General features: G+C 72.4%; 25 protein-coding genes and 1 pseudogene. 11 read left to right on the forward strand and 15 right to left on the reverse strand.

Annotation, left to right across the window (positions count from 1 at the left end; translation table 11 throughout):
• Positions 1-52 precede the first annotated feature (52 nt).
• Positions 53-430: a hypothetical protein gene (locus ACZ6TV_RS26565; RefSeq protein ID WP_465299974.1), complete on the reverse strand. Its 378-nt coding sequence runs from the start codon at positions 428-430 to the stop codon at positions 53-55.
• Between the two features lie 58 nt (positions 431-488).
• Positions 489-2,975 carry a hypothetical protein gene (locus ACZ6TV_RS26570; protein ID WP_465299975.1) on the reverse strand — a complete coding sequence of 829 codons (2,487 nt, stop codon included), beginning with the start codon at positions 2,973-2,975 and terminating at the stop codon, positions 489-491.
• 191 nt (positions 2,976-3,166) lie between these two features.
• Here ACZ6TV_RS26570 and ACZ6TV_RS26575 point away from each other — a divergent pair.
• Positions 3,167-4,240 (forward strand): annotated as a pseudogene (locus ACZ6TV_RS26575) (lytic polysaccharide monooxygenase auxiliary activity family 9 protein); the annotation flags it as partial.
• Entirely contained in the window at positions 4,220-5,026 is an 807-nt protein-coding gene (locus ACZ6TV_RS26580) for a hypothetical protein (RefSeq protein ID WP_465300128.1), read from the forward strand. The pseudogene ACZ6TV_RS26575 and the gene ACZ6TV_RS26580, both read left to right, overlap by 21 nt.
• Here the strand turns inward: ACZ6TV_RS26580 and ACZ6TV_RS26585 are convergent.
• Entirely contained in the window at positions 4,948-6,195 is a 1,248-nt protein-coding gene (locus ACZ6TV_RS26585; protein WP_465299976.1) for a sensor domain-containing phosphodiesterase, read from the reverse strand. The genes ACZ6TV_RS26580 and ACZ6TV_RS26585 overlap by 79 nt on opposite strands.
• Before the next feature lie 155 nt (positions 6,196-6,350).
• On the opposite strand from ACZ6TV_RS26585, the gene ACZ6TV_RS26590 reads away from it, so the two are divergent.
• Both ACZ6TV_RS26590 and ACZ6TV_RS26595 read left to right on the forward strand, forming a co-directional pair.
• Positions 6,351-6,755 carry a hypothetical protein gene (locus ACZ6TV_RS26590; protein WP_465299977.1) on the forward strand — a complete coding sequence of 135 codons (405 nt, stop codon included), beginning with the start codon at positions 6,351-6,353 and terminating at the stop codon, positions 6,753-6,755.
• A gap of 6 nt (positions 6,756-6,761) precedes the next feature.
• Entirely contained in the window at positions 6,762-7,163 is a 402-nt protein-coding gene (locus tag ACZ6TV_RS26595; RefSeq protein WP_465299978.1) for a hypothetical protein, read from the forward strand.
• A gap of 196 nt (positions 7,164-7,359) precedes the next feature.
• On the opposite strand, the gene ACZ6TV_RS26600 is transcribed toward ACZ6TV_RS26595, so the two are convergent.
• Positions 7,360-9,237: a DEAD/DEAH box helicase gene (locus ACZ6TV_RS26600; RefSeq protein WP_465299979.1), complete on the reverse strand. Its 1,878-nt coding sequence runs from the start codon at positions 9,235-9,237 to the stop codon at positions 7,360-7,362.
• A 140-nt stretch (positions 9,238-9,377) separates the two neighbouring features.
• Here ACZ6TV_RS26600 and ACZ6TV_RS26605 point away from each other — a divergent pair, with 140 nt between their 5' ends.
• Positions 9,378-9,884: a DUF1360 domain-containing protein gene (locus ACZ6TV_RS26605; protein ID WP_465299980.1), complete on the forward strand. Its 507-nt coding sequence runs from the start codon at positions 9,378-9,380 to the stop codon at positions 9,882-9,884.
• A gap of 2 nt (positions 9,885-9,886) precedes the next feature.
• Here ACZ6TV_RS26605 and ACZ6TV_RS26610 read toward each other — a convergent pair whose 3' ends face one another.
• A complete protein-coding gene (locus ACZ6TV_RS26610; protein WP_465299981.1) occupies positions 9,887-10,072 on the reverse strand; it encodes an antitoxin in 186 nt (61 codons plus the stop codon).
• A 514-nt stretch (positions 10,073-10,586) separates the two neighbouring features.
• A complete protein-coding gene (locus tag ACZ6TV_RS26615; RefSeq protein ID WP_465299982.1) occupies positions 10,587-11,225 on the reverse strand; it encodes a TetR/AcrR family transcriptional regulator in 639 nt (212 codons plus the stop codon).
• A 75-nt stretch (positions 11,226-11,300) separates the two neighbouring features.
• On the opposite strand from ACZ6TV_RS26615, the gene ACZ6TV_RS26620 reads away from it, so the two are divergent.
• Complete coding sequence (locus ACZ6TV_RS26620) at positions 11,301-12,422, forward strand: FAD-dependent monooxygenase (RefSeq protein WP_465299983.1); 1,122 nt, start codon at positions 11,301-11,303, stop codon at positions 12,420-12,422.
• Between the two features lie 149 nt (positions 12,423-12,571).
• On the opposite strand, the gene ACZ6TV_RS26625 is transcribed toward ACZ6TV_RS26620, so the two are convergent.
• The 4 genes from ACZ6TV_RS26625 to ACZ6TV_RS26640 all read right to left on the reverse strand — a co-directional run bounded on the left by ACZ6TV_RS26625 (position 12,572) and on the right by ACZ6TV_RS26640 (position 17,158).
• Positions 12,572-13,849 carry an aminoglycoside phosphotransferase family protein gene (locus ACZ6TV_RS26625; RefSeq protein WP_465299984.1) on the reverse strand — a complete coding sequence of 426 codons (1,278 nt, stop codon included), beginning with the start codon at positions 13,847-13,849 and terminating at the stop codon, positions 12,572-12,574.
• Between the two features lie 289 nt (positions 13,850-14,138).
• Entirely contained in the window at positions 14,139-15,524 is a 1,386-nt protein-coding gene (locus tag ACZ6TV_RS26630; RefSeq protein ID WP_465299985.1) for a sensor histidine kinase, read from the reverse strand.
• A gap of 21 nt (positions 15,525-15,545) precedes the next feature.
• Positions 15,546-16,268: an ABC transporter permease gene (locus ACZ6TV_RS26635; RefSeq protein WP_465299986.1), complete on the reverse strand. Its 723-nt coding sequence runs from the start codon at positions 16,266-16,268 to the stop codon at positions 15,546-15,548.
• Positions 16,265-17,158 carry an ABC transporter ATP-binding protein gene (locus ACZ6TV_RS26640; protein ID WP_465299987.1) on the reverse strand — a complete coding sequence of 298 codons (894 nt, stop codon included), beginning with the start codon at positions 17,156-17,158 and terminating at the stop codon, positions 16,265-16,267. The genes ACZ6TV_RS26635 and ACZ6TV_RS26640 overlap by 4 nt, the downstream gene beginning before the upstream one ends.
• Positions 17,159-17,532: 374 nt before the next feature.
• On the opposite strand from ACZ6TV_RS26640, the gene ACZ6TV_RS26645 reads away from it, so the two are divergent.
• From ACZ6TV_RS26645 to ACZ6TV_RS26655, 3 genes are all read left to right on the forward strand, one after another.
• Positions 17,533-17,934, forward strand: a complete 402-nt coding sequence (locus ACZ6TV_RS26645; RefSeq protein WP_465299988.1) for a DUF2752 domain-containing protein — start codon at positions 17,533-17,535, stop codon at positions 17,932-17,934.
• Between the two features lie 48 nt (positions 17,935-17,982).
• A complete protein-coding gene (locus ACZ6TV_RS26650; RefSeq protein ID WP_465299989.1) occupies positions 17,983-18,378 on the forward strand; it encodes an RDD family protein in 396 nt (131 codons plus the stop codon).
• A 64-nt stretch (positions 18,379-18,442) separates the two neighbouring features.
• The gene (locus ACZ6TV_RS26655; RefSeq protein ID WP_465299990.1) at positions 18,443-18,940 is read left to right on the forward strand and encodes a metallophosphoesterase family protein; all 498 of its coding nucleotides are present in this window, start codon (positions 18,443-18,445) and stop codon (positions 18,938-18,940) included.
• Between the two features lie 16 nt (positions 18,941-18,956).
• Here the strand turns inward: ACZ6TV_RS26655 and ACZ6TV_RS26660 are convergent, their stop codons facing one another.
• Positions 18,957-19,802 (reverse strand): polysaccharide deacetylase family protein, encoded by an 846-nt coding sequence (locus ACZ6TV_RS26660; protein WP_465299991.1) that lies wholly within the window; start codon positions 19,800-19,802, stop codon positions 18,957-18,959.
• Between the two features lie 217 nt (positions 19,803-20,019).
• On the opposite strand from ACZ6TV_RS26660, the gene ACZ6TV_RS26665 reads away from it, so the two are divergent.
• Positions 20,020-20,370 (forward strand): helix-turn-helix domain-containing protein, encoded by a 351-nt coding sequence (locus ACZ6TV_RS26665; RefSeq protein WP_465299992.1) that lies wholly within the window; start codon positions 20,020-20,022, stop codon positions 20,368-20,370.
• Here ACZ6TV_RS26665 and ACZ6TV_RS26670 read toward each other — a convergent pair.
• Genes ACZ6TV_RS26670 through ACZ6TV_RS26685 form a run of 4 tightly spaced genes read right to left on the reverse strand, consistent with a single transcriptional unit; the run spans position 20,354 to position 23,661 of the window.
• Positions 20,354-20,917 (reverse strand): GrpB family protein, encoded by a 564-nt coding sequence (locus tag ACZ6TV_RS26670; protein WP_465299993.1) that lies wholly within the window; start codon positions 20,915-20,917, stop codon positions 20,354-20,356. The two genes, ACZ6TV_RS26665 and ACZ6TV_RS26670, sit on opposite strands and share 17 nt — an antisense overlap.
• Positions 20,917-21,918 carry a DNA polymerase domain-containing protein gene (locus ACZ6TV_RS26675; RefSeq protein WP_465299994.1) on the reverse strand — a complete coding sequence of 334 codons (1,002 nt, stop codon included), beginning with the start codon at positions 21,916-21,918 and terminating at the stop codon, positions 20,917-20,919. The genes ACZ6TV_RS26670 and ACZ6TV_RS26675 overlap by 1 nt, the downstream gene beginning before the upstream one ends.
• Before the next feature lie 41 nt (positions 21,919-21,959).
• On the reverse strand, positions 21,960-22,688 hold the full coding sequence (locus ACZ6TV_RS26680; RefSeq protein WP_465299995.1) for a nucleotidyltransferase domain-containing protein: 729 nt from the start codon (positions 22,686-22,688) through the stop codon (positions 21,960-21,962).
• A 58-nt stretch (positions 22,689-22,746) separates the two neighbouring features.
• Positions 22,747-23,661 carry an NAD(P)/FAD-dependent oxidoreductase gene (locus ACZ6TV_RS26685; protein WP_465299996.1) on the reverse strand — a complete coding sequence of 305 codons (915 nt, stop codon included), beginning with the start codon at positions 23,659-23,661 and terminating at the stop codon, positions 22,747-22,749.
• A 169-nt stretch (positions 23,662-23,830) separates the two neighbouring features.
• Between ACZ6TV_RS26685 and ACZ6TV_RS26690 the strand changes: the two genes are divergently transcribed.
• Positions 23,831-25,345, forward strand: coding sequence for an MDR family MFS transporter (locus tag ACZ6TV_RS26690; RefSeq protein WP_465299997.1), 1,515 nt, complete (start codon positions 23,831-23,833; stop codon positions 25,343-25,345).
• Positions 25,346-25,361: the final 16 nt, after the last annotated feature.

Here is a 25,361-nt window from a genome sequence, read left to right on the forward strand (position 1 = left end):
TGCCGGCCCGCCATATTCTCAGGCTGACCGGCACCGCTGCTGGGTGTGTCGTTTACGAGGCGGCGATCGCCGGGCCGTCCTGGACCACGGTCGCCTGGGCGAACGCGGAGTCCAGCTGCGCGCGCAGCGTGTCGAGCTGGTGGAACTCGCCGGCGCTGTAGGACTCGGAGCCCTCGGCGGCGAAGACGTGGTCCGTCTCGGCGGCGCTGTGGTCGTACGAGGTGAACTCCGACTCCTCGTAGTGCGCGCCGCTCGGGTCCGTGTACTCGACGTGGCGGCCCTGGTCGAAGGACGTCGACTCGGCGGACGCGTGGTCCTGCTCGTAGACGCCGAACTGCGACTGGTAGTCCTGCTCGCTCGCGTCGACCTGGTGCAGCTGCTCGACCTCGGCGTGCTCCTGGCCGGTCTCGATCTCGCCGTACTCGCTCATGTTCGTGGCCCCTTGTATGTGTGTGGTTCGCGGTGTGTTCCTTGCGATGCACAGAACATTACGGAGCCGTTGACCTGCCCGAATCCCGGATACGTGCCACCGCGTCGGGTCGCTGCTCACCGGGGCTGAGGGCGGCCAGGACGGTGCCGAGCTTCTCCCGCAGCGTCGGGTCGAGGTGCAGCAGCACGTACAGCAGCGCCCACGCCAGCCCGACCACCTTCGCCCAGTCGTGCACCGTCCCGGAGAACTTGAGCCACGGCTGCGCCATGTACACGGCGACCAGCGGCAGCCCCGCGAACAGGGCCATGCGCAGGACCGCCACCGCGACCGCACGGCGGCTGCGCCGCAGCGGGGCCGGCACCGCGACCGCCGCGGCCCGCCGCAACCGGCCCAGCTCCCCGGTGGCGAGGGCCCCCGCGTTGTGCCGCAGCACCTCCTCCACCCGCCGCCACGCGTCGGCCGACGAGGGCGCGGCGACCAGGAACTTCAACTGCCGCACCGCCCGCGCCGCCCCCTGCCCGCCCTCGGCGAGCCGCCGGTGCGTGTCGGCGTCGACGAGGCCGAACACCGCGGGCAGGTCGTCCTCGACCGCGGACGCGATCCGCTCCAGCCGCTCCAGCCAGAACCGCCGCCACCGCAGCTCGTTGCGCCGCCCGACCTGCCGCAGCTCGCCGAGGAGGGCGAGGGTCTCGGTGAGCGCGACGGCCCGCGGCTCGGCCCGTCTCGCCCGCCGGATCGCCCAGGCCCGCGCGACCCGGCCGAGGACGGCGGCGAGGATCTGGGCGGCGACGACGAGCAGGACGATGACCGGGATATGGCCGGCGACCGCCGGCGACGTGGGGCCGGCCGCGACGAGCGAGAGACCGGCGAGCAGCGGCACCGCCGCGACGGCGACGACGGTGACGCGTCTCCAGTACAGGGTCCGCGTCGTCCGGTCGAGCACCTGACGGTCGACGACCGCCCGCATGGCCGCGGTGGCCGACGGGACGGTGGCGTCCAGTGTGGACAGCAGCGGCAGCGCGTCGGCCTGCCAGGACGCCAGTGCCGCACGATCGGCGTCCCGCATCCGCCGCCGGATCATCCACAGTGGACCGCCGGTGACCCACCAGAGCAGCCGGCGCCGGCCGCGCTGCCAGGTGGACGCGGTCGGGCCCGCGCCGATCGCGTCCAGCGCGAGCGCCGGGAGCCGGTGCCGTTCGTAGAGGTACGACCGTGGCTCCCGGACGCAGGGCGCGGCGAGGACGGCCGCCGGCTGCGCCCCGATAAGGTCGAGCGCCTCCCTCGTGCGGCCCAGCCAGTGCAGCGTCATGATCTGCTCGGTGACCCCGTCGACGTCGTTCGGGTCCGTCGCGGTCAGCTCGCCGGCCCGGGCGAGGGCCTCCTCCTCCCGGCCGGCCCGGGACAACCGGCCCCACAGCTCCTTGAGGATCTGCGGATCCCCGTCGCCGGTGGCCGCGGTGAGGACGTCAAGCGCGGCCTGCTCGTCGCCCTGCTCGTCGGCGCGGCGGGCGCGGTGCAGGGTGCCGGCCGCGCGGGCGGTGGCGTCCATGAGGTCCGCGGCGGGCCCGGTCGCGAGCGCGCCGAGCAGGTCCTCGACGGGCAGCGGAGGCCAGGCGGCCATCGTCCGCTGGTCCGGCCGCCCGGCGGCGTCGTGGGCCGCCGCCACGACGCGGCGCAGGGGGAGGGCGCGGGCGGTCTCCGCGGGGAGGCCTTCGACGAACCGGACCGCCTCGGGCAGGCGGTGCATCCGGATCAGCAGCGTGCCCTGCCGGACCAGCGCGGCGACCGGGCTCGGGTCGACGGTGATCCGCCGGTACAGCGCCAGGGCCGGAGCGAGACGGTCGAGCTGCTCGGCGACCCGGGCGGCCCGGCGCAGCAGCAGCGGATGGGTGGAGTCACGGCGCAGCGCGTCGGCGAGGACCGCGGCGGCCTCGGCGGGGCGGCCGGCGTCCAGGTGCCCGGTCGAGGCACGGCAGGCGGCGAGCGCGTCGCGGTCCTGGTCGGTGCCGTTGACGATCCGGGTGAGCAGCGCCAGCATGTCGACGGGGGTCCGGCTGGTGGGCCCGGCCGCCTCGACGAGACGGGTGAGGATCCGGTCCTCCTCGCGCCGGCGGCCCGCGCGCAGGAACGGCAGCGGCCCGCCGGTGCGCCACCACAGCGCCCGCCGGCCGGCCGGGTCGGTCTCCACGGCGAGGACGGGCAGGCCCATGTCCGCGTACGTGCCGGCGCGCAGGGCCCGGTGCGGGGTGGTGCCGAGCACGGCGAGCGCCTCGACGAACCGGCCGTGCTCCCGCAGCGAGACGTTACGGACGGTGATCACCGCCTCGTCGTCGGGGGCGGTGCGGTGAGCCTCGGCGAGTAGGGCGAGCGCGCAGCCGTCCCAGCCGACCGCGAACTGCGCCTCGGCGAGCGCGCGCAGCAGATCGGCGTCCGAAGGGCCCGTGATCAGGGCCTCCGCCAGGAGAAGGGCGGCATCGGCGTGATCGCCTGCCGCAGCGCAGAGCTCCGCCGCTTCGAGGACCGCCGACGGTCCAGTGCTCGACATGGCCGTAAGCATCGAGGGTCGCACGTGTCTCGCGCGAGCGGTTCACCTGAAGTATCGAAATATCCGACCATTCGGTGAATGTTTCACGGCCCTCCAGCGTCGATGCACGGTCCCGCCGCCGGTTCGTTGCCACGGGACGGTCACACCCCGTGCAATCCAGGTCGGTAGATGTCCTTCAGGAGTGAGGTTCGATGAATCGACGACGAAGACTGGCGCTGTGGCTCGTTGCGGCGACCGTCGGAGCGGGCACGGTGGTCATCGCGGCGGACCCGGCGGCCGCCCACGGCGCGATGATGGTGCCCGGCAGCCGGACGTATCTGTGCTGGAAGGACGGCCTCACGGCCACCGGCGCGATCCAGCCGAAGAACCCGGCGTGCGCCGCCGCGGTCGCGCAGAGCGGGCCGAACTCGCTCTACAACTGGTTCGCGATGCTGCGCTCCGACGGCGCCGGGCGGACGTCCGGTTTCATCCCGGACGGGAAGCTCTGCAGCGGCGGCGCGACCGTCTACGACTTCTCCGGATTCGACCTGAACCGGTCCGACTGGCCGGTAACCCACCTCACGTCAGGCTCCACAATGGAGTTCGACTACAGTAACTGGGCTGCGCACCCGGGCACGTTCTCGTTGTACGTGACGAAGGACGGCTTCAACCCGACCAGCCAGTTCAAGTGGTCGGACCTGGAGTCCACGCCGTTCCTGCAGGCGACGAACCCGCCGCAGGTCGGCTCGCCCGGCACCAACGACGGGCACTACTACTGGACCGGGCGCCTGCCGTCGGGCAAGTCGGGCCGGCACATCATCTACTCGGTGTGGTCCCGCTCGGACAGCACCGAGACGTTCTACGGCTGCTCCGACGTCATGTTCGACGGCGGCAACGGCGAGGTGACCGGCGTCGGCACCACCGGCCCCGGCCCGTCCACCTCGGCGTCGGTGACCCCGTCCGCGTCGCAGTCGTCGAGCCCGAAGCCGCCGACCGGAAACGCGGGCTGCACCGCCACGTACCAGATCACCAACAGCTGGCAGGGCGGCTTCCAGGCCGAGGTGAAGGTCGCCAACCCCGGCACCGCGGCGGTCAACGGCTGGCGCGTCGGGTGGAGCTGGCCGGGCGGCCAGCAGGTGAACCAGGGCTGGAACGCGGTGCTGACGCAGAGCGGCGCCGCGGTCACCGCGGTCAACGCGACCTGGAACGGCACGATCCCGCCGGCCGGCAGCACCACCTTCGGCCTCCTGGCCAACGGGGCCGGCGTGACGCCGCAGCTCTCTTGCGCCGCCGACGGGCAGTCCCCGCCGCCGTCATCGCCGCCGCCGTCATCGGCGTCGGCCTCGCCGTCCGGCGGCACGTCCTCGGGCCCGCCGCCCGCGGGCTGCACGGGCGCGGCCTTCTGCGACGGCTTCGAGAGCCAGACCAGCGGCGGGGTGTCCGGCGCGTGGACCGTCTCCAACGCCAACTGCTCCGGCACCGGCACGGCCACAGTGGACAGCGCCGTCGCGCACAGCGGCGGGAAGTCCGTCCGCATCGACGGCAAGGCGGGCTACTGCAACCACGTCTACGTGAAGCCCACCAAGGACCTCAGCGGTCTGGGTTCCGTCTGGTACGGACGGATGTACGTCCGTCACTCGACGGCCCTGCCGGCGGCGCACGTCGCGTTCGCGGCGCTGAAGGACAACGCGGACGGCAAGGACCTGCGCCTCGGCGGGCAGAACAGCGCCCTGCAGTGGAACCGTGAGTCCGACGACGCGACCCTGCCGGCGCAGAGCCCGGCCGGCGTCGCGCAGAGCCGCCCGCTGCCGACCAACCAGTGGAACTGCGTGGAGTTCATGGTGGACGGCCGCGGGCTGCTCTCGACGTGGCTCAACGGCACCGCCGTGCCGGGCCTGCAGGCCGACGGGGTGGCGACCGCCGACATCGACCAGCAGTGGATGTCGCGGGTGTGGCAGCCGCGGCCGGCGGACCTGCGGCTGGGCTGGGAGAGCTACGGCGTCGGCGACGACACCCTCTGGTTCGACGACGTGGCCGTCGGCGCGTCCAGGATCGGCTGCCTGAGCTCATAACTGGGCCGCAGCGCCGACGGGGCACCGGGGCGCCCGAAGAACCAGCCCTGACCGTGATGGACACCGAGGCCGGCGAGCGCGAGCCGGTCGGCCTCGGTCTCCACCCCCTCCGCGACGACCGTGGCACCGCACGCCCCGGCCAGGTCCACGAGCGACCTCGTGAGGACGCGCAGCACGTGGTCGGTGCCGACGCCGGTCACGATGCTGCGGTCGAGCTTGATGACGTCCGGCTGGGTCAGCACGATGTGCCGCAGCGAGGAGAACCCGGCGCCGACGTCGTCGACCGCCAGCCGCATCCCGCCGCCGCGCAGCGGCGCCAGCACCCCCTGCAGCCGGTCGTAGTCCTCGACCCGCTGGTGCTCCGACAGCTCCAGCACGATCCGGTCCAGCGGCAGGCCGCCCAGCAGGTCCAGGCACTCCCGCGTGAGCAGCGTCGATGGCGAGATGTTCATGGCGATGTACCCGCCGACGCGCGGCAGATGCTCCGCCGCCTTCCGCAGGGCGAGGATCTCCAGATGGTCGCCGACGCCGATCTCGTGCGCCTCGGCGAAGCACACGTCCGGCGCCCGGTCCCACTCCCGCGGGAACCGGCTCAACGCCTCCGCCCCGATCCGCCGTCCGGACGCCATGTCGACGATCGGCTGCAGCACGACGCGCGGCCCGCCGGCGTCGATGACCGGGACGATCCGGTCGCCGATCCGCGCGTGCAGCTCCCGCCGGCGGAAGTCCGGCTCGACGATCAGCGCGGCGGCCTGCGACAGCACCTCCATCAGCGCCTTGTCGCGCTGGCTGAGCTCCTTGTCGGCGCCGAACCCGGCGGCGCAGAACGTGCCGTAGACGGTGCCGTCGCTGAGCACCACCGGCACCGACACGTAGCTGCGGATGCGCGGCATCCTCGCCGCGGGCAGCCGCATCGCCGCCGGGAAGCGCGTGACGTCCGGGATCACCGCGGGCAGTTCGCCGTCCATGATGGACTGGCAGAACGAGCCGGCCCGCGGGCGCTTCGTGCCGTCGCGGAAGAGCATCGGCAGCGCCGACTCCACGACCTCCAGGTGCTGGGTCGTCTCGTCCAGCCGGGTCATGAACGCCAGGCTCAGCCCGAGCGCCCCACGGGCGGTCTTGAGCAGCTCGGCGATCTGCCGGGCGGACTCGGTGCGGGCACGTGCCATGCCCTGCAACGTCGGCGGCGCCGGCCGTCTCCTGAGTGCTTTTGTGGTGCAGCGCACGGTGCGGGTTGGTGACAGTGCGTCGATCGCTTTCCTGACGCCGTGTGCTGAACCGGATCCCTACCGTCTTGCCCGACACCACATAGATGAGGGACACCATGGGACTTTTCAAGCAGTTCAAAGATATGCGCAACGTCGTCGCCGCCGCCCCGGACATGATCGCCCAGGCCCAGCAGACCAGCGCCGCCGCGCAGGCCTACTCCGCGCAGCAGCAGGCTGCGTACGGGATGCAGAATTACGCGACGGGTGGGGCCGCCGCGATGGGGCTCGCCGCCGACGACCCGCGGCTCGCCCCGATCGCGGGCGTGGACCTCACCATGTACGCGCGGATCTCCAAGGCCGCGTCGCAGGAAGGCCTCAACGCCGACGGCCTGCTGCTGAAGGCGCAGTCCTTCGGCGTGCCCGCCGCCGCGTGGACCGAGGCCGCGTCCGGCTGGCCGGCCCGCATGCGCGGCGACACGCAGCTCGCGGTGCACTACGGCAACCTGTTCGGTCAGGTCTGACCCCGGATGGGTCTCTTCGGTGACCTCCGCCGGCTGAACCAGCAGGCACGGGCGATCGACGCCACCCACGACCCGGCGGCGCAGCTGCGCTCCGGCATGGCGCAGATGCGGCAGGCACAGCTCAGCATGCAGGCGCAGACCGCCGATCTGGAGCTGGAGCGGACCGGTGCACCCGGCGCGGCGACGATCATCGGGCTGGTGGACACCGGCACGCGGATCAACATGGTGCCGCTGGTGCGCCTGAACCTGCTGGTCGAGCACGACGGGAAGCCGCCCTATCCGGTCACCGTCGAGTCGATGCTGCCGCTGCACGCTTCGGCGCAGGCGGGGATCGGGCAGCGGGTGTCGGTCAAGGTCGACCCGTTCCGCGCGGACCGGGTGCTGGTCCGGTGGGGTCTGCCCGTCTGACGCTCCATTACGCGACAGTGGGTGGGATCGGTCACCGATCCCACCCACTGCCTGTTGCCCGTTCTTACGCCCGCCACGTTGTCGGCGCCGGCTGCTTTGCCAGTGCTTCCGTTGTCGGCGCTGCTTTGCCGGCGCTGCTTTGCCAGCGCTGCTTTGCCAGCGCTTTTTATCAGCGCTTTTGTCGGCGCCCCTTTTGTCAGCGTCCGCTGCGGCGGCCGACTCTGGTCTGGGACGAGAACGCCGCGGCGCCGGTCGGTCTGCCGGTCGACGCCGCGCCCGCCGGCCTGGCGGTGGACGCCGTGCCGGTCGCCTTCGCCGTGCCCCCGCCGGTGGTCCCGGCGCCGGTCGTCGAGGACGACTGACGCTGACCTTCCCGCTGGTTGGACGGCCGGCGCCCGCGACGGCGTCCACCACCGCCGGCCTCACCGGTTTCGCTCGTGGCCTGGCGCGCCGTGCCGTGATCCGCGGCGCGCCTCGTGGTGCCCTGCTCCGCGGCACGCCTTGTGGTGCCCTGCTCCGCGGTGCGCTTCGTGGTGCCCTGCTCCGCGGCGCGTCGTGGGGTGCTCTGGTCCGCGGCGCGTCTGGTGCCCGCCTGCTGGCCGCCGCGGGCGCTCCGGGCTTCCCCGGTCGCCGTGGTGCCGCGGGTGGCTCCCGTCGCCGACGCGGGGCCGCGGCGGGACGAGGTGTCCTGTGCCGCCGCCGTGCCGCGGCCGCCGGTGCTCGTGACGTGCTCCGCGCTCACCCCGGCACCGCCGCGGCGGCGGCCGGAGCGGCGTCCCGCGGTGCGCGGCGCGTCGGTGTCGTCGTCGGCCCTGGCCCGGCCCCGGCCCTGCTGGCGGGGGACGGCCACCGGCTCGGCGGGCGGCTCGTGGAACGTGCGCTCGCCCGGGGCCAGCTCCGTCAGCAGCGAGTCGCCTGGCCGCGTCCGGGTGATCGTCGGCTTGATCCCGGCCTCGCGGGCCAGCTGCCGCACGTCGCCGGTCTGCTTGTCGGTCATCAGCGTGACCACGGTGCCACTGGCGCCGGCCCGGGCGGTGCGGCCCGAGCGGTGCAGATACGCCTTGTGCTCCGCCGGCGGGTCGGCGTGGATGACCAGCGCCACGTCGTCGACGTGGATGCCGCGGGCGGCGATGTCGGTCGCGACCAGCGTGCGGGCACTGCCGTCGGAGAACGCGGTCAGGTTCCGGTCACGCGCGTTCTGCGCCAGGTTGCCGTGCAGTTCGACGGCCGGCACACCAGCGGCGACCAACTTGCGGGCAAGCGTCTTCGCGCCCCGCTTGGTGCGGGTGAACACGACGGTGCGTCCCGGCGCCGCGGTCAGCTCGACCAGCACGGGGAAACGGTCCTCGTCCCGCAGGTGCAGCACGTGGTGGGTCATGTCGACCGGCGGCGCGGAGACCGGGTCGACACTGTGCGTCACCGGGTCGGTCAGGAACCGGCGGACGAGCACGTCGACACCCGCGTCGAGCGTCGCGGAGAACAGCAGCCGCTGCGCGTCGGCGGGCGTCGCGTCGAGCAGCCGGCGGACCACCGGCAGGAAGCCCAGGTCGGCCATGTGGTCGGCCTCGTCCAGGACCGTGACCTCGATGTCGTCGAGGCGGGCGTGACCGGACCGGACGTGGTCGTCGAGCCGGCCGGGGCAGGCGACGAGCACGTCGACACCGGCACGCAGGGCGGCGATCTGCGGGTTGGCCCCGACGCCACCGAACACGACCTGGGTGCGCAGCGACAGCGCCTGCGCCAGCGGGGCCATCGCGGCCTCGACCTGCGTCGCGAGCTCACGGGTCGGCACCAGCACCAGCGCCCGCGGCCGGCCGGGACGGCGCGGGTTGGTCGCCCGGCTCGCGGCGAGCCGGATCAGCACCGGCAGCACGAACGCATACGTCTTGCCGGAGCCGGTGCGGCCCCGACCGAGCACGTCACGGCCGGCGATCGCATCGGGCAGCGTGGCCGTCTGGATCGGGAACGGCTCGGACACGCCGTTGGCGGCGAGCACCGCGACGAGCGGCGCGGGCACGCCGAGATCGGCGAAGGTCGCCGGCGAAGAGGAAGGGATGAGGCGGCGGACCGCCATGAAGTCTCCGAACGTCTGAGGGGTCGTCCTGCCCGGCGCTGACGGTGGTGGTCGCGGCGCGGGGGTCGACGGTGCGGACCCATCGTACCCGAGGCGATCACCTGGTTTGCCGCTCGCACGGTTCGGGTAGCCGGGCCCCTATGGCAGGCATCGATGTTCGCGCCGCGGACGCCTACGCGCGCAAGGCCCCCGATGAGCGTCCGCTGCGCGGCTACGCGGCGGTCATGGCCGTCTTCGGCGCCGCCGTCGCCGCGGCCGCGGGTGTTGCCAAACTCACCGGAAAGGGGCTCCCGGAGCGCCCCGCGGCGGCGGACGTGGCGCTGCTCGCCGTGTCCACCCACAAGCTGTCCAGGCTCATCACCAAGGACACGATCACCAGCCCGCTGCGCGCCCCCGTCACCCAGTTCGAGAGCGCCGCAGGCTCCGCGGAGGTCAACGAGAGCCCCCGCGGCCACGGCGTCCAGCACGCCCTCGGAGAGCTGCTGACCTGCCCCTTCTGCACCGCGGTCTGGGTCGCGTCGGGCCTCGGCGCCGGCCTCGTGTTCGCCCCGCGGCTGACCCGCTTCGGCATGGGCGTTGCGACCGCGATCGCCGGCGCCGACTTCCTGCACCTGGCCTACGCCGCGGCCAAGAAGGCCGCCGCCTAGCCCTACTGCTGCTTCGTGCTGTCCCCGGCACCCGTGTGCTGCTGCGCGGCGTCGACGGCCTTCTCGATGTGCTCCGTGTGCTTGCCGCCGGTCTTGTCGTCGACGATGTCGCCGACCTTCTCCAACGCCGCGTCGACCTTGTCGTCGTGCTGGTCCGCGAGGTCCTTCACCCGGTCGAAGAAGCTCATTGTTCGTCCTCCTTGTCCGTTTCCGCGCTGTGGTGCCGCGCGGTGGTCCGCGCTTGCCACCTTGCCACGATCATGCCCGACTCTTCGCCGCGGGTCACCCGACCGGTGGGGTCCCCACTCCTTGGGGCAACACTCCTAAGCCCACCTGACCTCACCCTGCCCGGCGCGACTTCCGCTTGCCTTGCCTGGTGTGGCCTGGGTCTGGCGTGGTCTGGGGTCTGACGTGGCCAATTCTGGCGTGGAAGGGGCTGGCCGGGCGTGCCTTACCTGGTCTGGTCCGATGCGGCGTCACCTGGCCCTGGTCTGGAGTCACCTGGCCTTGAGCCCGGTCTGCCGGTCTGCCGGTCTACCGGTCCTGCCGGTCCTGCCCGGTCCTGCCCGGTCTACCGGCCCTGCCCGGTGCTGCTTGGCGCGCCTCGGACCGTGCCGACACATGCAGCGAGCCTGTCAGCGGCGTCCCGCCTCACTCAGCACAGCGCGCCGCCCGGCCTGACCCTCTTTGCCCGGCCCCGCCCTACGAGCGGATGTCGCTGGCGGAACGTCCTGGCGGCTCCGGGTTGGTCATCCACGGTCGCAGCGCAACGCTTGTCGCCTCCTCAACCGCCGATCGCAGCTCCTTCGGGTCGTGGTGCGCAGGCATGTCCTCCATCACCACCTGCACCGCCCCGGTCACGGCGCCGACGAACGCCCCGACCAGCGCGCCGGCCTTGACCCGGTCCAGCTGCTCCGGGAACGCCTCAGCCAGGTGCGCCGCGATCTGCTGCTGCGCGTCCAGCTGGATCTGCAGCGCCCGCCCCCGCACCGCCGGCACCTCCCGGATCAGCCGCAGCCGCAACGCCGCCAAGCGATCGGTCAGGTCGTCGCTTTCGGCGCCGGTCAGATGCAGGGCGCGGACCAGCACCTCGACTGGGGTGTCCTGGGGATCACGGGCCGCGATCGCGTCGACGGTCGCCTGCACCCGGTAGTCGCTCTCGGGGAACAGCAACTCCTCCTTGCTGGCGAAATAGCTGAAGAACGTGCGTGTGCCGATGTCCGCCGCCGCGGCGATGTCAGCGACCGTCGTGCGCTCATAGCCGTCCCGCTCGAACAGCTCCGTCGCGGCATCGACGAGCGACTGCCGGATGCGGGCGCGTTTGCGGTCACGGAGGCTCATGCGGCCATCGTACCGCACCCAGTGTCGACTTGCACTCATTGCATTTTCGCACTGGATGCAGTTATCGTCTCGGGCATGACTCCTCCCACGGTCCTCATCTCCGGCGCCGGCGTGGCCGGGCCGACCCTCGCGCACTTCCTGGCCCGCCACGGGTTCCGCCCCACGGTCGTTGAGCGCGCGGGTGCACCGCGCTCCAGCGGCAACCCTGTCGACGTGCGCGGCCCGGCCCTGCCCGTCGCCGAGGAGCTGGGCATCATGCCCCAGCTGCGCGCCGCCGCCACCCACGCCACGTCGATGCTCGTCATCGACGCCAAGGGCCGCCCGTCCGGCCGCGTGCCGATGCCGACCGCACAGAGCGCGGCGGGCAACCGCGAGGTCGAGCTGCCCCGAGGCGACCTGGCCGCGATCCTGCAGGAGGCCGCCCGCGGTGACGCCGAGCTGCTGTGGGACGACACCATCACCTCGGTGACCCAGGACGGCGGCGGCGTCGACGTCGTGTTCGAGCGCGCAGCTCCACGCCGTTTCGACCTCCTCGTCGGCGCCGACGGCCTGCACTCCGCGGTCCGTCGGCTCGTCTTCGGTCCTGAGCAGGAGTTCGTGCGGCACATGGGCGTCTGGGTGGCCACGATGCCGCTGGACGGCCCGGCCGAATATCCCCACGACGTCCTCATGCACAACACGCCCGGCAAGCTGGTGTCGATCCACCCGTCGACAGGCAGGGCGATGGTCGCGTTCATCTTCCGCGGCCCGATGGTCGAGGGCTTCGACCACCGCGACACGGCCCAGCACAAGCGCATCGTCACGGACGCCTATGCGGGTGGCGGCTGGCGGGTCCCGGAGCTGCTCGCCCGGCTGCGGACCACACCCGACCTGTATTTCGACTCCGTCAGCCAGGTCCGCCTGCCGTCCTGGTCGCGTGGCCGGGTGACGCTGCTCGGCGACGCGGCGTCATGCGTGTCCCTGTTCGGCGACGGCTCCAGCCTGGCCATGGCCGGCGCGCACACCCTGGCCACCGCCCTGGCGGCAAACCCGTCCGACCATGCTGCGGCCTTCATGGCGTACGAGTCGTCCCACCGCACCCGCACGGACGCCAAGCAGCGTTCCGCCGGCCTCGCCACGACGATGCTGATCCCGAAGACGCGCCTCGGCATCGCCACCCGCAACGTCGCCGCCCGCGTCCTCCTCTCGCACGCATGACGCCCGGCGAGCACCCTGACGCCCGCCTGCCGGGTCGCTGACGGACGTGACGGAGCCGCCGCTGAGGCCGGGCGGTCCGGCAAACGATGCGCTGGCCGGCGACGACGCTCTGGCGGTTGCTGGCCGGCCTGGTGAGAGACGAGGAGGTGTCAGGTGCGCGTCGCGGCGATGGTGTCGGCGGCGGCGAGCATCTGGGCGGCCAGGGGCTGGAGGCCGACCTGGGCGAGGACGAGGCCGGTCGAGACACGCTCGATGACGCCCCACTCCCAGATCGCTGTCTCGTCGAGGCCCGTGCGGGCCGCGAGCCAGCGTGACCGGTCACGGGGGTCGGCGGCCATGAGTTCGACCGGGTCCTCGCGCATGATGACGCCGAGGTCGTATTCCGCTTCCGCGAGCAGTCCGTCGGGGTCGACGAGGCGGAAGCCGTCGGCGGCGCGCAGCGTGTTCCACTCGTGGACGTCGCCGTGGACGAGGACGGCGCGTTCGTCGTCGTGGGCGGAGGTCCGGCGTTCGGCGCAGGCGAGGGCGTGCGCGACGGTCCGCTCGGCGCACGGCCGGTCCAGCCGCTCCCACAGATCTGTGACGAAGGCGGCGAGCCACTTGCCCTTCGCCGCCCCCGTCGGCAGTCCGGCGTCCGGCGCGGGCCGCCACACCCGGCTTGCCACGTCGCACAGGATCTCGTGCCGGCGAGTGATGGGCAGGCCCAGTTCGAACAGGCTCGGGCCGAGCTTCTCCAGCAGCAGCGCATCCCTCGCCACGTCGTGCCGAAGCAGCCGCGCACAACCGTCGCCGCCGGCGAGCCGCAGGACCGTGATCTCGTTCGCGGTCGCGTCGCCCGCGCGCGGCACGATCAGCTTCAGCACCGCCGGGGTGCCGTCGGCCATGGTCACGTCGGCGACGAAGGCCTCGGTGGCGTCGCTGTACACCCGCCCGACGCGCACCGCCCAGTCCTCTTCGATCCCGGCGACGAGCTCAGGCAGTCGGCGCAGCCAGTCGTGCGCACCTGCGGCCTCGGCCTTCGCCCGCACCGTCGCCGGCAGCGCCGCGTCGACCGTCGCGACGACCCGATCGACCACGTCCGCCGCAGGTCCCGCAGCGCCCGCCGCGTTCGAGGCACCGGCCGTGCCCGCGCAGCTCGTGGTGCTCACGGCGCCGGTCGTGCCAGTGGCGTCCGTCGCGTTCACTGCGCCGGTCGTGCTCGCGCCGCTCGTGTTGCCAGTGACGCCGGCCCTGTCCGTGACGCCGGCCCTGTCCGTGACGCCGGTCGTGTCCGTGGCGCCGGTCGTGTCCGCGCCGCTCGTGGTGATTGTGGCGCCGGTCGTGTCCGCGCCGCTCGTGGTGATTGCGGCGCCGGTCGTGCCTGTGGCGATCGTCGTGTTCGAGGCGGCTGCCCCGCTGATGCGGTCAGGCTCGGCCGGGCTGCTCATGCTGCGTGCTCCGTTCGATGTGCCCGTGCCACCGGCGCCGCCTGTGTTGCTGGAGGCGGGCTCGTGTGCGGTCGGCGGGTTCGCAGGGGCGCTGCCGGCCGGTTGCCGAATCCAAGGCCGGCGGGAGTGGACGGCACCGAGGGCGGCTCAGAGCGAGAGGGATCCGTCCGGATCGGAGGTGTGTCCACCAGCTGGAGCCTGCCCGGCGGTCTGGTCGCTGACAACTGCTTTAGGGCCTGTCGAACGGCGGCAAACGGTCGCCGGCGTGGGTCGAGGGCAGGAGGGCCGGTCAGACCGTGGCGCGCAGGACGAAGCCGCCGCCGTCGCGGTTGCCGATGGTCAGGGTGCCGCCGGCGGAGTCGACGCGTTCGCGGAGGCCCGCCAGACCGTGGCCGGCGGCGTCCGGGTCGGCAGAGCCGGCGGCAGGGGGCCGGCCCGTGGACGATTCGCCGGCGGAAGTCGAGACTGCGTCCCGGTGACCGGCCGGGACGTCACCAAAACTGCCAAGGCGACCAGACTTGCCAGAGCCACCAGGACTGTCAGAGCCGCCAGAACTGTCAGGGCGACCAGGACTGTCAGGGCGACCAGGACTGTCAGGGCCGCCAGGACCGCCAGAGCGACCAGAGCGACCAGAGCGACCAGAGCGACCAGAGCGACCAGGGCTGCCAGAGCCGCCAAGGCTGGCAGAGCGACCGGCTGGGCCACGGCCGTCGTCGCTGATCTCGACGGCGTTGTGTTCGAGGCGGATCCAGCAGTGCTTCGCTTCGCTGTGGCGGATCACGTTGGTGACGCCCTCGCGGACGACCCAGGCGAAGAGCTGCTGCCGGGCGGGGTCGGCGGCCTCGGCGGTGAGCGGCACCTCGGCCTCGATGCCGGCGGCGTCCAGGGCGCTGCGGGCGGAGGCGAGCTCGGCAGCCAGGGACATGTCGCGGTAGCCGGAGACGGCGGCGCGGACGTCGACGAGGGCCTCGCGGACCAGGCGCTGGATGTCGGCGAGCTCCGCCTCGGCGCGGTCCGGGGCGAGGCGGACCAGGCGGGCGGCGAGCTCGCTCTTCACGGACACGACGGTGAGGGAGTGGCCGAGGAGGTCGTGGAGGTCGCGGGCGAAGCGGTTGCGTTCGGCGGCGACGGCCAGCTGGGTGATCTCCTCGCGGGCCTCGGCGAGCTGGGCGTTGCGCTGGAAGACGCGGATCACGCCCCAGACGGCGAGGGCGGCGACGAGGACGGCGAAGGTGAGGTCGATGCCGCCGTCCCAGCCGGGCACGAGCTTCGGCAGGGCGGCGGCCGTCGCGGCGGCGAGGAGCACCACGGTCCAGGCGAGCCGCGGGCCGAGGGTGAAGATGGCCATGACGCCGATGTAGACCAGCGAGGTCAGGCCCGATTCGCCCACGACGACGGTGAGGAGGGAGGCCAGGGCGGCCATGATCCCCAGCCGGGTCAGGGCGGAGGTCACCTTGATCGGCGCGCCGGTGCGGTGCATGGCGGTGCGGGCCGCGACGAACGACATCAGGTAGACGACGCAGAACGCGAGCGCCGCCGTGATGCCGACCACGCGCTCCCAGACCTCGGGGCGTTGCCATGCCGCCCCGACGGGGTTGGCCATGTAGAACAGCCAGACCGCCGCCCACACCCAGAAGAATCTGGATGCGGGCCGGCGGCCGGTCGGGTCACTCATGACGGACACGGTACCGACGGCTCAGGCGCGAGCGGTGTCGACGCGGAACCGGCGCAGCGCGACGAGCGCCAGCGCGACGGTCCAGCCGCCGAGGACGAGGATGGCCTGGACGTCGATGTGGCCGTGGTCGAGGGGGCTGCGGGCGACCTGACCGGTCCAGTAGGAGGGCGTGAGCTTCGCGATCTGCTGCATGAAGCCCGGCATCAGCGAGACCGGCACCCAGAGCCCGCCGAACGCGGCGAGGGTCAGGTTGAGCAGCGCCGTCACCTGCTGGACGCCGTCGGGCTTGGCGAGGTAGCCGATGACGACGCCGAGCGCGGCGAAGGGCAGCGCCGACAGCCAGGCACCGACGAAGCACAGCACCCATTCGGTGAGGGTGAGGCGGATGTGCAGGCCGAAGGCGCCGACGAGGAACGTGACGAGGGCCGGCGGGACGGCGACGAGGAGTGCGACGACGACCTTGTTGACGACGTAGCCGCCGGGGGAGAGGGGTGTGAGCCGCAGGGTGCGGTTCCAGCCGAGGCCACGCTCGACGGCGATGGTGCTGCCGCTGGTGAGCGCGGCGGTCATCGCGCCGAAGAGGGCCATGCTGACCATGACGTACTTCTTGGCGTCCGGGTCGCCGCCGACGGAGACGCCGCCGATGATGAGCAGGAGCAGGGCGGGCATGAGCATGGAGAAGATGACGACGCGCTTGTTGCGGACGAGGCGGACGATCTCCATGCGGAGGTAGGTCGTGTTCACTTGGCGCTCCCGGCGGCGGTGAGGGCGATGAAGGCGTCTTCGAGGTTGCGCGCGGTGACTTCGACGTCTCGCGCGTCGGTGGAGCCGAGCAGGGCCCGCAGGGCGGTGTCCGAGTCCTCGCAGTGCAGCATGACGACGTCGCCGCGGGTCTCGACGCGGTCGACGCCCGGCAGTGCGGCGAGGCCGACGAGGTCGGCGCCGGGGAGGGTGGCGCGGATGGTGCGGCCGGTGACGGCGGCCTTGATCTGGGCGGCGGTGCCGTCGGCGATGACCTGGCCGGAGCGCAGCAGGACGATCCGGTCCGCGTACGCGTCGGCCTCGTCGAGGTAGTGCGTGGCGAACAGGACGGTGCGGCCCTGCGCGGTCTCCTGCCGCATCGTGGTCCAGAAGCCGCGGCGGGTCTCGACGTCCATGCCGGTCGTCGGTTCGTCGAGCACCAGCAGGTCAGGGTCGGCGACGAGGGCCATCGCGAAACGGATCCGCTGCTGCTGCCCGCCGGAGAGGCCGCCGACCCGCTGGTCGGCGAACTCGGCGACGCCGGCGCGTTCGAGGACCTCCGGCACCGGCCGCGACCGCTGCTGCAGGGCGGCGGTGAGGCGGACCGTCTCGCCCGCGGTCAGGTCCGGCAGCAGGCCGCCGCTCTGCAGCAGCGCGCCGACGGTGCCCTTCGCGATCGCCTTCGCCGGTGGCTGACCGTCGAGCAGGACCGTGCCCTCGTCGGGGCGCAGCAGGCCGAGGAGCATGTCGATCGTGGTGGACTTGCCGGCGCCGTTCGGGCCGAGGAGCGCGACGACCTCGCCCCGGCGGATCGTGAGGTCCAGCCCGTCCACGGCGGTGAGCGCACCGAACCGTTTCGTCAGGCCGGTCAACTGGACTGCTGCGTTCGTCATGCCAGAAGCATCGCCGGGCATCCACTCCGGCGGATCTGTGTGGCGTCACCCGCGACCCCATGACGGATGTCATGCGGCGCCCGGTGCGAGACGTCCCGAGCCACCGGGCGGAGCCCCACCTGAGCGGCGGCTGAGCCCCACCTGCGCCGGCGCAGCCGGGCAGGTTAGGGTGCACGCCGGGCGTCTACCGCGCGAATTTTCGTATCGATTTTGTCGCGCTCACGCCCGTTGCGTCCGCGTGTGCACCGGTATGCGTACGATTCCGTCACCGCGTTCGGCGCGGATGCTGTGCGTTCGGATGACCTAACGGGGTGGTGATCGACTGACCCTGTGCCATACGATCGCGATCCCATACCGTCGATCGAGCAGGTCACGTGCGTAAGCAGTTCTCCGTCCCGGAACGTCTCGGTGGCTTCGGTGCCGCCGCGGCAGTCGCCGCCGCGTTCTGGCCGATGTTCACGGCGTCCACCGGTCTCGGTGCCCCGTGCCTGCTGTTCACGTTCACCGGTATCCCGTGCCCGGGCTGCGGCCTGACCACCGCCGCTGTGGCGCTCGTGCACGGACACGTCGGCGCCGCCGCTGCGGCGAACCCCGGCATCTTCGGTCTGGCGGCGGTGACGGTCGTGACCCTCCCACTGATCATGTTGCGGCAGTTCGGCCTGATCGGCGCTCCGGTGCCGTGGTCGGACCGGGCCCGGTCGCGGATGGGCCGGGCGATGCTCGTGGCCGCAGCCGTGAGCTGGGCCTTCCAGTTGCACCGGTTCGGGTTCGCCTGAGCCGGAACGTTTCGCAATACCCCCAGTTGTTCACGTCCAAGGAGTTCCATGAACCTCGCATCCTGGCCCGTGCGCGTCGGTGCCTACATCATCGACCTGCTCCCGTACGCGGTGATCGTCGGCATCGGTGCCGCCATCGGCCGCAACGACGACGGCACGCTCAGCCCGATCTACTTCGTGTTCCTGCTGATCGGCATCGCGTACCTCGGCTACAACCGCTGGTACCTCGGCGGTCAGGGCCAGAGCCTCGGCAAGAAGGCGCTCGGCCTGTACCTCGTCAAGGAGCAGACCGGCCAGCCGATCGGCGCCGGCATGGCGTTCGTCCGTGACCTCGCGCACGTGGTCGACGGCATCTGCTGCATCGGCTACCTGTTCCCGCTGTGGGACCAGAAGAAGCAGACCCTGAGCGACAAGATCGTCGGCACGGTCGTCACCAAGGCGTAAGCCTGCCGGGAGAAGCACCCCGGTTCTCCGGGGTGCTTCTCCATGTCCGGGTACCGTCAGCCGGATGAGGCTCCTGCTCGTCGCCGACACCCATATACCGAAGCGGGCCCGGGACCTGCCGGTGGCGGTCTGGGCGGCGGTCGAAGCCGCCGACGTCGTCATCCACGCGGGTGACTGGGTCGACGAGCCGTTCCTGGATCGCCTCGAGGCCCGTTCGTCGCGGCTCATCGGCGTGTACGGCAACAACGACGGCCCGGCGTTGCGGGCGCGGCTGCCCGAGATCGCCGACGCCGACCTCGACGGGCTCCGGGTGTCGGTCGTGCACGAGACCGGTCCGGCGACCGGCCGGGAGCTGCGCTGCCAGGACCGCTTCCCGGGCCGGGACCTGCTCGTCTTCGGCCACTCCCACATCCCGTGGGACACCGTCACGCCCGCCGGACTGCGGCTGCTCAACCCGGGGTCGCCGACGGACCGCAGGAGCCAGCCCTTCGCGACCTACATGACGGCGACCGTGGCCGGCGGCGCGCTCACCGAGACCGTGCTGCACCAGGTGCCGCGGTGAGCGGCCGGTCGGCGCGTCAGAGGGCGACGAGCGTGAAGTACTGCTTCAGGAACGGCAGCAACGTCTGGTAGGCGACGATCGTGTCGGGTTGCTTGTTGTCGTGCGACAGCACGATCGAGCCCTGCCGGACCTGCTTCTTCACCTCGGCGATGACCCGCTTGATGTGGGCGGCGTCATTGGCGTCCTTCGAATGGTTCCAGTCCGCGGGGTCGGCGTCCCAGTAGATCGACGCCATGCCCATGTCCTTCGCCTTCGCGATCAGGCCGGGGGTGAAGTTGCCGCCGGGTGCCCGGAAGTACTTGATCGGGACGTTGGCGCCGGCCGCGGTGCGGATGGCCTCGTTCGTGCGCTTGAGGTCCCAGTCGATATACCCCGGCTCCTTCTTCGCCAGGTCCGTCAGGTGCTGCCAGGAGTGGTTGCACAGGGTGTGCCCCTCGGCCACGATCCGCTTGACCAGGGCCGGGTTGTCCCGGGCGCGGAAGCCGACGAGGCAGAAGGTGGCCTTCACGCCGTTGTCGCGCAGCAGATCGAGGATCTTCGGGGTGTTGACGGGGTCGGGCCCGTCGTCGAACGTCAGCGCGACCGTGGTCGACCCGGTGCGGCTCTGCGAGCCCGCGGCGCCGTGACCGGTGCCCGGCGGGCGGATCACGAACGTGCCCTCGGGGCCCTTCACCGTCGACGCGCTCGGCTTCGGCGTCGGCTTCCCGGTCGGCGACTTCGACGCGGACGGCCCCGCCGACGGCGACGCGGCGGCCGTCGGTGACGGGTCCGCGGACGCCGACGCGGTGGGCGCGCCGGTGGCGGGCAGGCCGGCCGAATGGTCCTTCTTCTTGTCCGTGCCGCACGCCGTGAGGGCAAGCATCGAGGCGACCATCACCGTGACCATGGCCTTGCGCCGACACACCATGAGCACCCCTCACCGAGCGACTTGCAGCGAACGACAAAACGCAATGCCCGGCCAACCTAGCCGAATCCGGGCACCTTTCACATCCCCCGTCGCACTGTGCACGGAGGTGAATACAACAGGTGACGTTCGTGTGAGGCGGCGGTACAGTTCTGGGATGCCGAGGGTGGTGCCTGTGCAGCTCCTGGTTCATCTGCGACGCGCCCGCGACCACGTCGACCGGCACTATCGCGAGCCGCTCGACCTCGACGCGGTCGCCGCCGTCGCGCGGGTCTCGAAGTTCCACTTCGCGCGCAGCTTCGAGTCGGCGTTCGGCGAGCCACCTATGCGGTATCTGACCCGCCGGCGCATCGAGCGCGCCCAGGACCTGCTGCGCTCGGCCGACCTGACCGTCACCGAGATCTGCATGACGGTCGGCTTCAGCAGCCTCGGCTCGTTCTCGTCCCGCTTCACCGCGATCGTGGGGGAGAGCCCGACCGCCTACCGGGACCGCTGCCGGACGCCGGCGTTCACGGGGTCCGGGTGACGGACCAGCCGGTCGCGGCGGCCCATTCCTCGGCCACGACGATCACCAGGTCGACGACGGGGTCCTTGACGTCGCTGTATTCGCCGATGCCGTCGGGGACCCCGGCCAGTGCCCTGGCGAGGGCGGCCTTGAAGGCGCCGTAGGCGGGGACGGCCGCGGGGTGCGCGCGGAACCAGTCACGGAAGAGCAGCGCCAGCCGCTCGTTCGGTGAGCCGGCGAGGCGGACGTGCAGGTTGACGCCCTCGCCGGCCCACATCCGCTTGACCCACCTGCCGGGGTCGTCGGTCAGTCCGGCGGGGACGTGGTCGTGCACGTGCGGCCGCCGCGACAGGCCGAGCCGCTCGAGCGGGCCGTCCAGCGGCGCGTCGAGGTCGGCGACGCTGACCTGCAGATCGAAGATCGGCTTGGCGGGCATCCCCGGGACGGCCGTGCTGCCGATGTGCTCGACGGCGAGCGCGTGCGGTGCCAGGTCCTGCCGGATCCGCGCGGCGAGCGCCAGGCCGCGGGCCGCCCACTCCTCCCTCGGCGCGTCGACGACGATCGCCATCAGCCGTCCGCCTCGGCGTCGCGTCTGGCCTTGGCCCGGCGTTTCCCTTCATGCATCGCCTGGACACGCGGCACGGGGATCGTGTGTCCCTCCGCGATCAGGTCGGCGTCGAGCCGTTGCGGGGCAGGCATGCTGTCCGCCCACGGGTCGCTGTCGCCGAGGAGCGCGGGCACGGTGTGGATCGTGAAGTCGGCCGGCTTCACGTCGGCGAGGTCGTCCCACGACAGCGGGAACGACACGGGTGTCCCCGGCCGCAGCCGCGGGCTGTACGCGGCGACGACGGTCGCCCCGCCGACCCTCGTCGGGTCGAGGAACACCTTGCCCTCGCGGTCCTCGCGGATGAACGCGGTCGTGGCGATCGCCGGGTCGAGCTTCGCGGCCCTGGCCGCGACGGCCCGCGTCGCGGCGGCGATGTCCTCCATCGGCGCGTGCGCGTCGATGGGCACGAACACGTGCAGCCCCTTGGCCCCGCTCGTCTTCACCGCGCTGTCCATGCCGAGGTCGGTGAGCACCTGCCGGATCAGCCTGGCCGCGCCGACCGCGAGGTCGAACGCGTCCGGCGACGGCGGGTCGAGGTCGAGGATCATGTGGGTGGTGTGCGCGAAGTCCGGCGCCTTCGACAGCAGCGGGTGGAACTCGATCGACCGCTGGTTGGCGAACCACAGCAGCGTCCGCCGGTCCTCGCACAGCCCGTAGGTGACGTCCCGCTTCGACGACTCCGCCCAGACGGTCACCCGCGGCACCCAGTCCGGCGTGTATTTCGGCAGGTTCTTCTGCATGAACGGCTGCTGCCCGCGCAGCATCCGCATCACCGACAGCGGCCTGCCCCGCAGCGCCGGGATGATCCGGTCGCGGACGGCGTCGAGGTAGTCGACCAGGTCGCGCTTGGTCGCCCCGGCGTCGTCGAACAGCGGCTGGTCGAGGTTCGTCAACGCGACCCCGTCGCGCTCCTCATTCGCTGCGGTCACCGTCACACCGTATCGCGCACCCCGCCCGCGCATGGCCCACACACCGTCCACGACGCCCGGCGCCGGTCGCCCTCCTACGCTTCGGCGGTCTCGCTCAGCACCGTGGCGAGCAGGTGACCGATCGCCGCCGGCTCGATCCGGTCGTGGCCGCCGCTGGTGTACCGGCGGATCGCCGGCGCGACCGCCGTCAGGCTCGGATCCCGGCCGGCGGCCCACGTCGCGGCGTCGACCTTGCCGCTGTGGACGCCCTCGGCCGCGAACCGCCACATCCTGCACGCCGTCAGCACCATGTGCGCGGCGTGCTCGTCGTCGCCGGTCAGGCCCTGCCATGTCGTCAGCCAGTGGCGTCCACGGTCGCGCAGCCACCGTGCCGGCACTTCACCGATCACCTCGGTGGGCGGTGGCCCGTGCAACGCCCTGCCTCCGGCGCGCGCCATCGCCAGCTCGACCGCCATGTCGGGATCGGCGGGGACCCGGTGCGTGATCTCCACCTGCCCGGCACCCCCGGCGTAGCGACCGACGTGCAGCTCCACCGGCGGCGCCCGCTCCGGAAGCGCCGCCGCGGCCGCCGTCACCACATGCAGGTCGATGCCGGCGGCGTCGCCGAGGTCGGCCTCGAGGGCGAGTCGCTCCAGCAGCGGGACCCGCTCGTGGTGCAGGGCCGTGACCACCACGAGCAGGTCGATGTCGCTGCGACCGGCCAGGAAGTCGCCGGTCGCGAGCGAGCCGTGCAGGATCACCGCGCGCAGGACGTCCTGGAGCACGTCGGCGACCCGGTCGGCGAGCTGCTGCGCGGCCTGCATGTCCGCGACGGTACCCGAAACCTAGTGTCCTAGGAAACTCCACGGATTGTGCCGCGGCTCACCCGGCGGCCTCCTCGAGCACCAGGTCCATGTTGATGAAGCCGCCGGCACCGACCCCGGCGGCGGCCGCGGCGATGACCGTGGCCATCGGGTCGGTGACGTTGCCCGCCACGAAGACGCCCGGCACCGACGTCGCGCCGCCCATGCCGGACGGGACGTGGGTGCCGAGAGGAATGCCGTTGGCCTCGAACGGGACGGGGGAGAGCCCCAGCGGCTCGAGCGCCGCGACGCGCGCCGCGATCCGGCCCATCAGCACCAGCGCGTCGACCGGCACGAGGGTGCCGTCCGCGAGTGTCGCGCCGGATTCCCCGTACGCGACGACCTCACCGGACACGAGCTTGATCCCGCGTCGCTCCAGCCGCGCGAGCTCCTCGGCGGCCGGCGGGGGCGCGGTGTGCAGCAGCAGCGTGACGTCGGGCGTCCACTGCCGCCACAGCAGCGCCTGGTGCGCCGCCATCGTGGTCGTGGCGAGGACCGCCACGGGCCGGTCCCGGACCTCCCATCCGTGGCAGTACGGGCAGTGCAGCACCGTCCTGCCCCAGCGCTCGGCGACGCCCGGGATGTCCGGCAGCTCGTCGACGAGACCCGTGGTGACCAGCACCCGCCGCGCCGAGACGGGGTCGCCGCCGGCCAGCGAAAGCGTGAAATGCGGCACCGCACCGGTGACGGCGGTGACGACGCCGTCGCGGATTTCGCCACCGTACGACCTGACCTCCGCCCGGCCGGCCGACAGCAGCTCCCCGGGCGGCGTGTTCTCCCTGCCGAGGTAGTTGTGCACGTGCCCCGCGGGAGCGTTGCGAGGCTCGCCGGCGTCGATGACCAGCACCCGGCGGCGGGCCCGGGACAGGGTCAGCGCCGCACTGAGGCCGGCCGCGCCGCCGCCGATGATCGCTACGTCGTATGCGTTGTCCATGCGTCGAGCGTCCGTCGCCCTGGCGCGAACGGCAAGTCATCTTGCCGAAATGGCAAACCGGAGGAGGGTGGCGCGGGTGCCCGACGCTCCTGCTCCCCGATGCGCGGAAACCAGTCGGATAGACGGACGTCCACGACGCCGGAATCGGGTGAAGCCGTAAGGTCACCTCATGGGCAACGCCACTTTCACTCCCCGGAAGGCGGTGGGGCTGCGGTCGGAGCGCGGACCCGTCCTCGCGTCGGTGATGCTGACGACCGCGCTCGTCGCGCTCGACAGCACGATCATCGCGACCGCGGTGCCGTCGGTCGTCCGTGACCTCGGCGGCTTCTCGCACTTCCCGTGGCTGTTCTCCGTGTATCTGCTGACCCAGGCGGTGACGACGCCGCTGTATGGCAAGCTCGCCGACGTCTTCGGCCGGCGGCCCGTGATGTTCGCCGGGATCGCCGCGTTCCTGGTCGGGTCGATCCTGTGCGGGTTCGCGTGGAGCATGGTGACCCTGATCGTCTGCCGGGCCGTGCAGGGCATCGGCGCCGGCGCGATCCAGCCGATGAACATGACGATCATCGGCGACCTGTACACGGTCGAGGAGCGCGCCAGGGTCCAGGGCTATGTCGCCGGGGTGTGGGGCGTCTCCTCGGTGATCGGCCCGGCGCTCGGCGGCGTCTTCGCCGACTACCTGTCGTGGCGGTGGATCTTCTTCGTCAACGTCCCGCTGTGCGTTCTCGCCGCGTGGATGCTCGCCCGCAACCTGAAGGAGAAGATCGAGCGGCGCGAGCACCGCGTCGACTACGCCGGCGCGACGCTGCTCGTCGCCGGCTGCAGCCTGCTGATCCTCGGCACCCTCGAAGGCGGCAACACCTGGGCGTGGACGTCGGCGCCGAGCATCGCCGTCTTCGCCGCCGGCGCGGTGCTGATGGTCGCGTTCTGGTTCGTGGAGCGCCGCGCGGCGGAGCCGGTCCTGCCGCTGTGGGTGTTCCGGCACCGCGTGCTCATCGGCGGCAACCTCGTCGCGCTCACCGTCGGCGCGCTGCTCATCGGGCTCACCTCCTTCGTGCCGAGCTTCGCCCAGGGTGTCCTGGGCGCCAGCGCCGTCGTCGCCGGGTTCGTCGTCGCCGCGATGTCACTGGGCTGGCCGATCGCCGCGACCCTGTCCGGCCGTGTCTACCTGCGCCTCGGCTTCCGCGACACGTCCCTGGCGGGCAGCGTCGCCGTCATCGCCGGCGCCGTCATGTGCGCCGTGCTCGGCCGGCACGTCGGGATCCCCGTGGTCGCGGTCGCGTGTTTCGTCGTGGGGATCGGGCTCGGGTTCGTGTCGAGCCCGAGCCTCGTCGCCGTGCAGTCGGTCGTCGGCTGGGACCGCCGCGGCGTGGTCACCGGCATCAACATGTTCTTCCGGTCGATCGGCAGCGCGATCGGCGCCGCCGTGTTCGGCGCGATCGCCAACACGACCCTGGACCGGCGGTTCGCGGCCGCGCCGCCCGGGATGCGGGAGCAGCTCGGCAAGGGCGCCGACGCGACCGACGTGGTGCTCAAGGCGAAGGGCACCCCGCCGGCCGTCCTCGACTACGCCCGCGGCAGCCTGTACGCGGCCACCCACCACGTGTTCATCGCCGTGGCCTGCGTCGCGGTCCTGTGCGTCGGCGCGCTGCTGCTCATGCCCCGGCGCACCGCGCCGCTGCCGTGATCCGACACACTGGAGA

It is taken from the genome of Dactylosporangium sp. NPDC051087 (assembly GCF_055586325.1).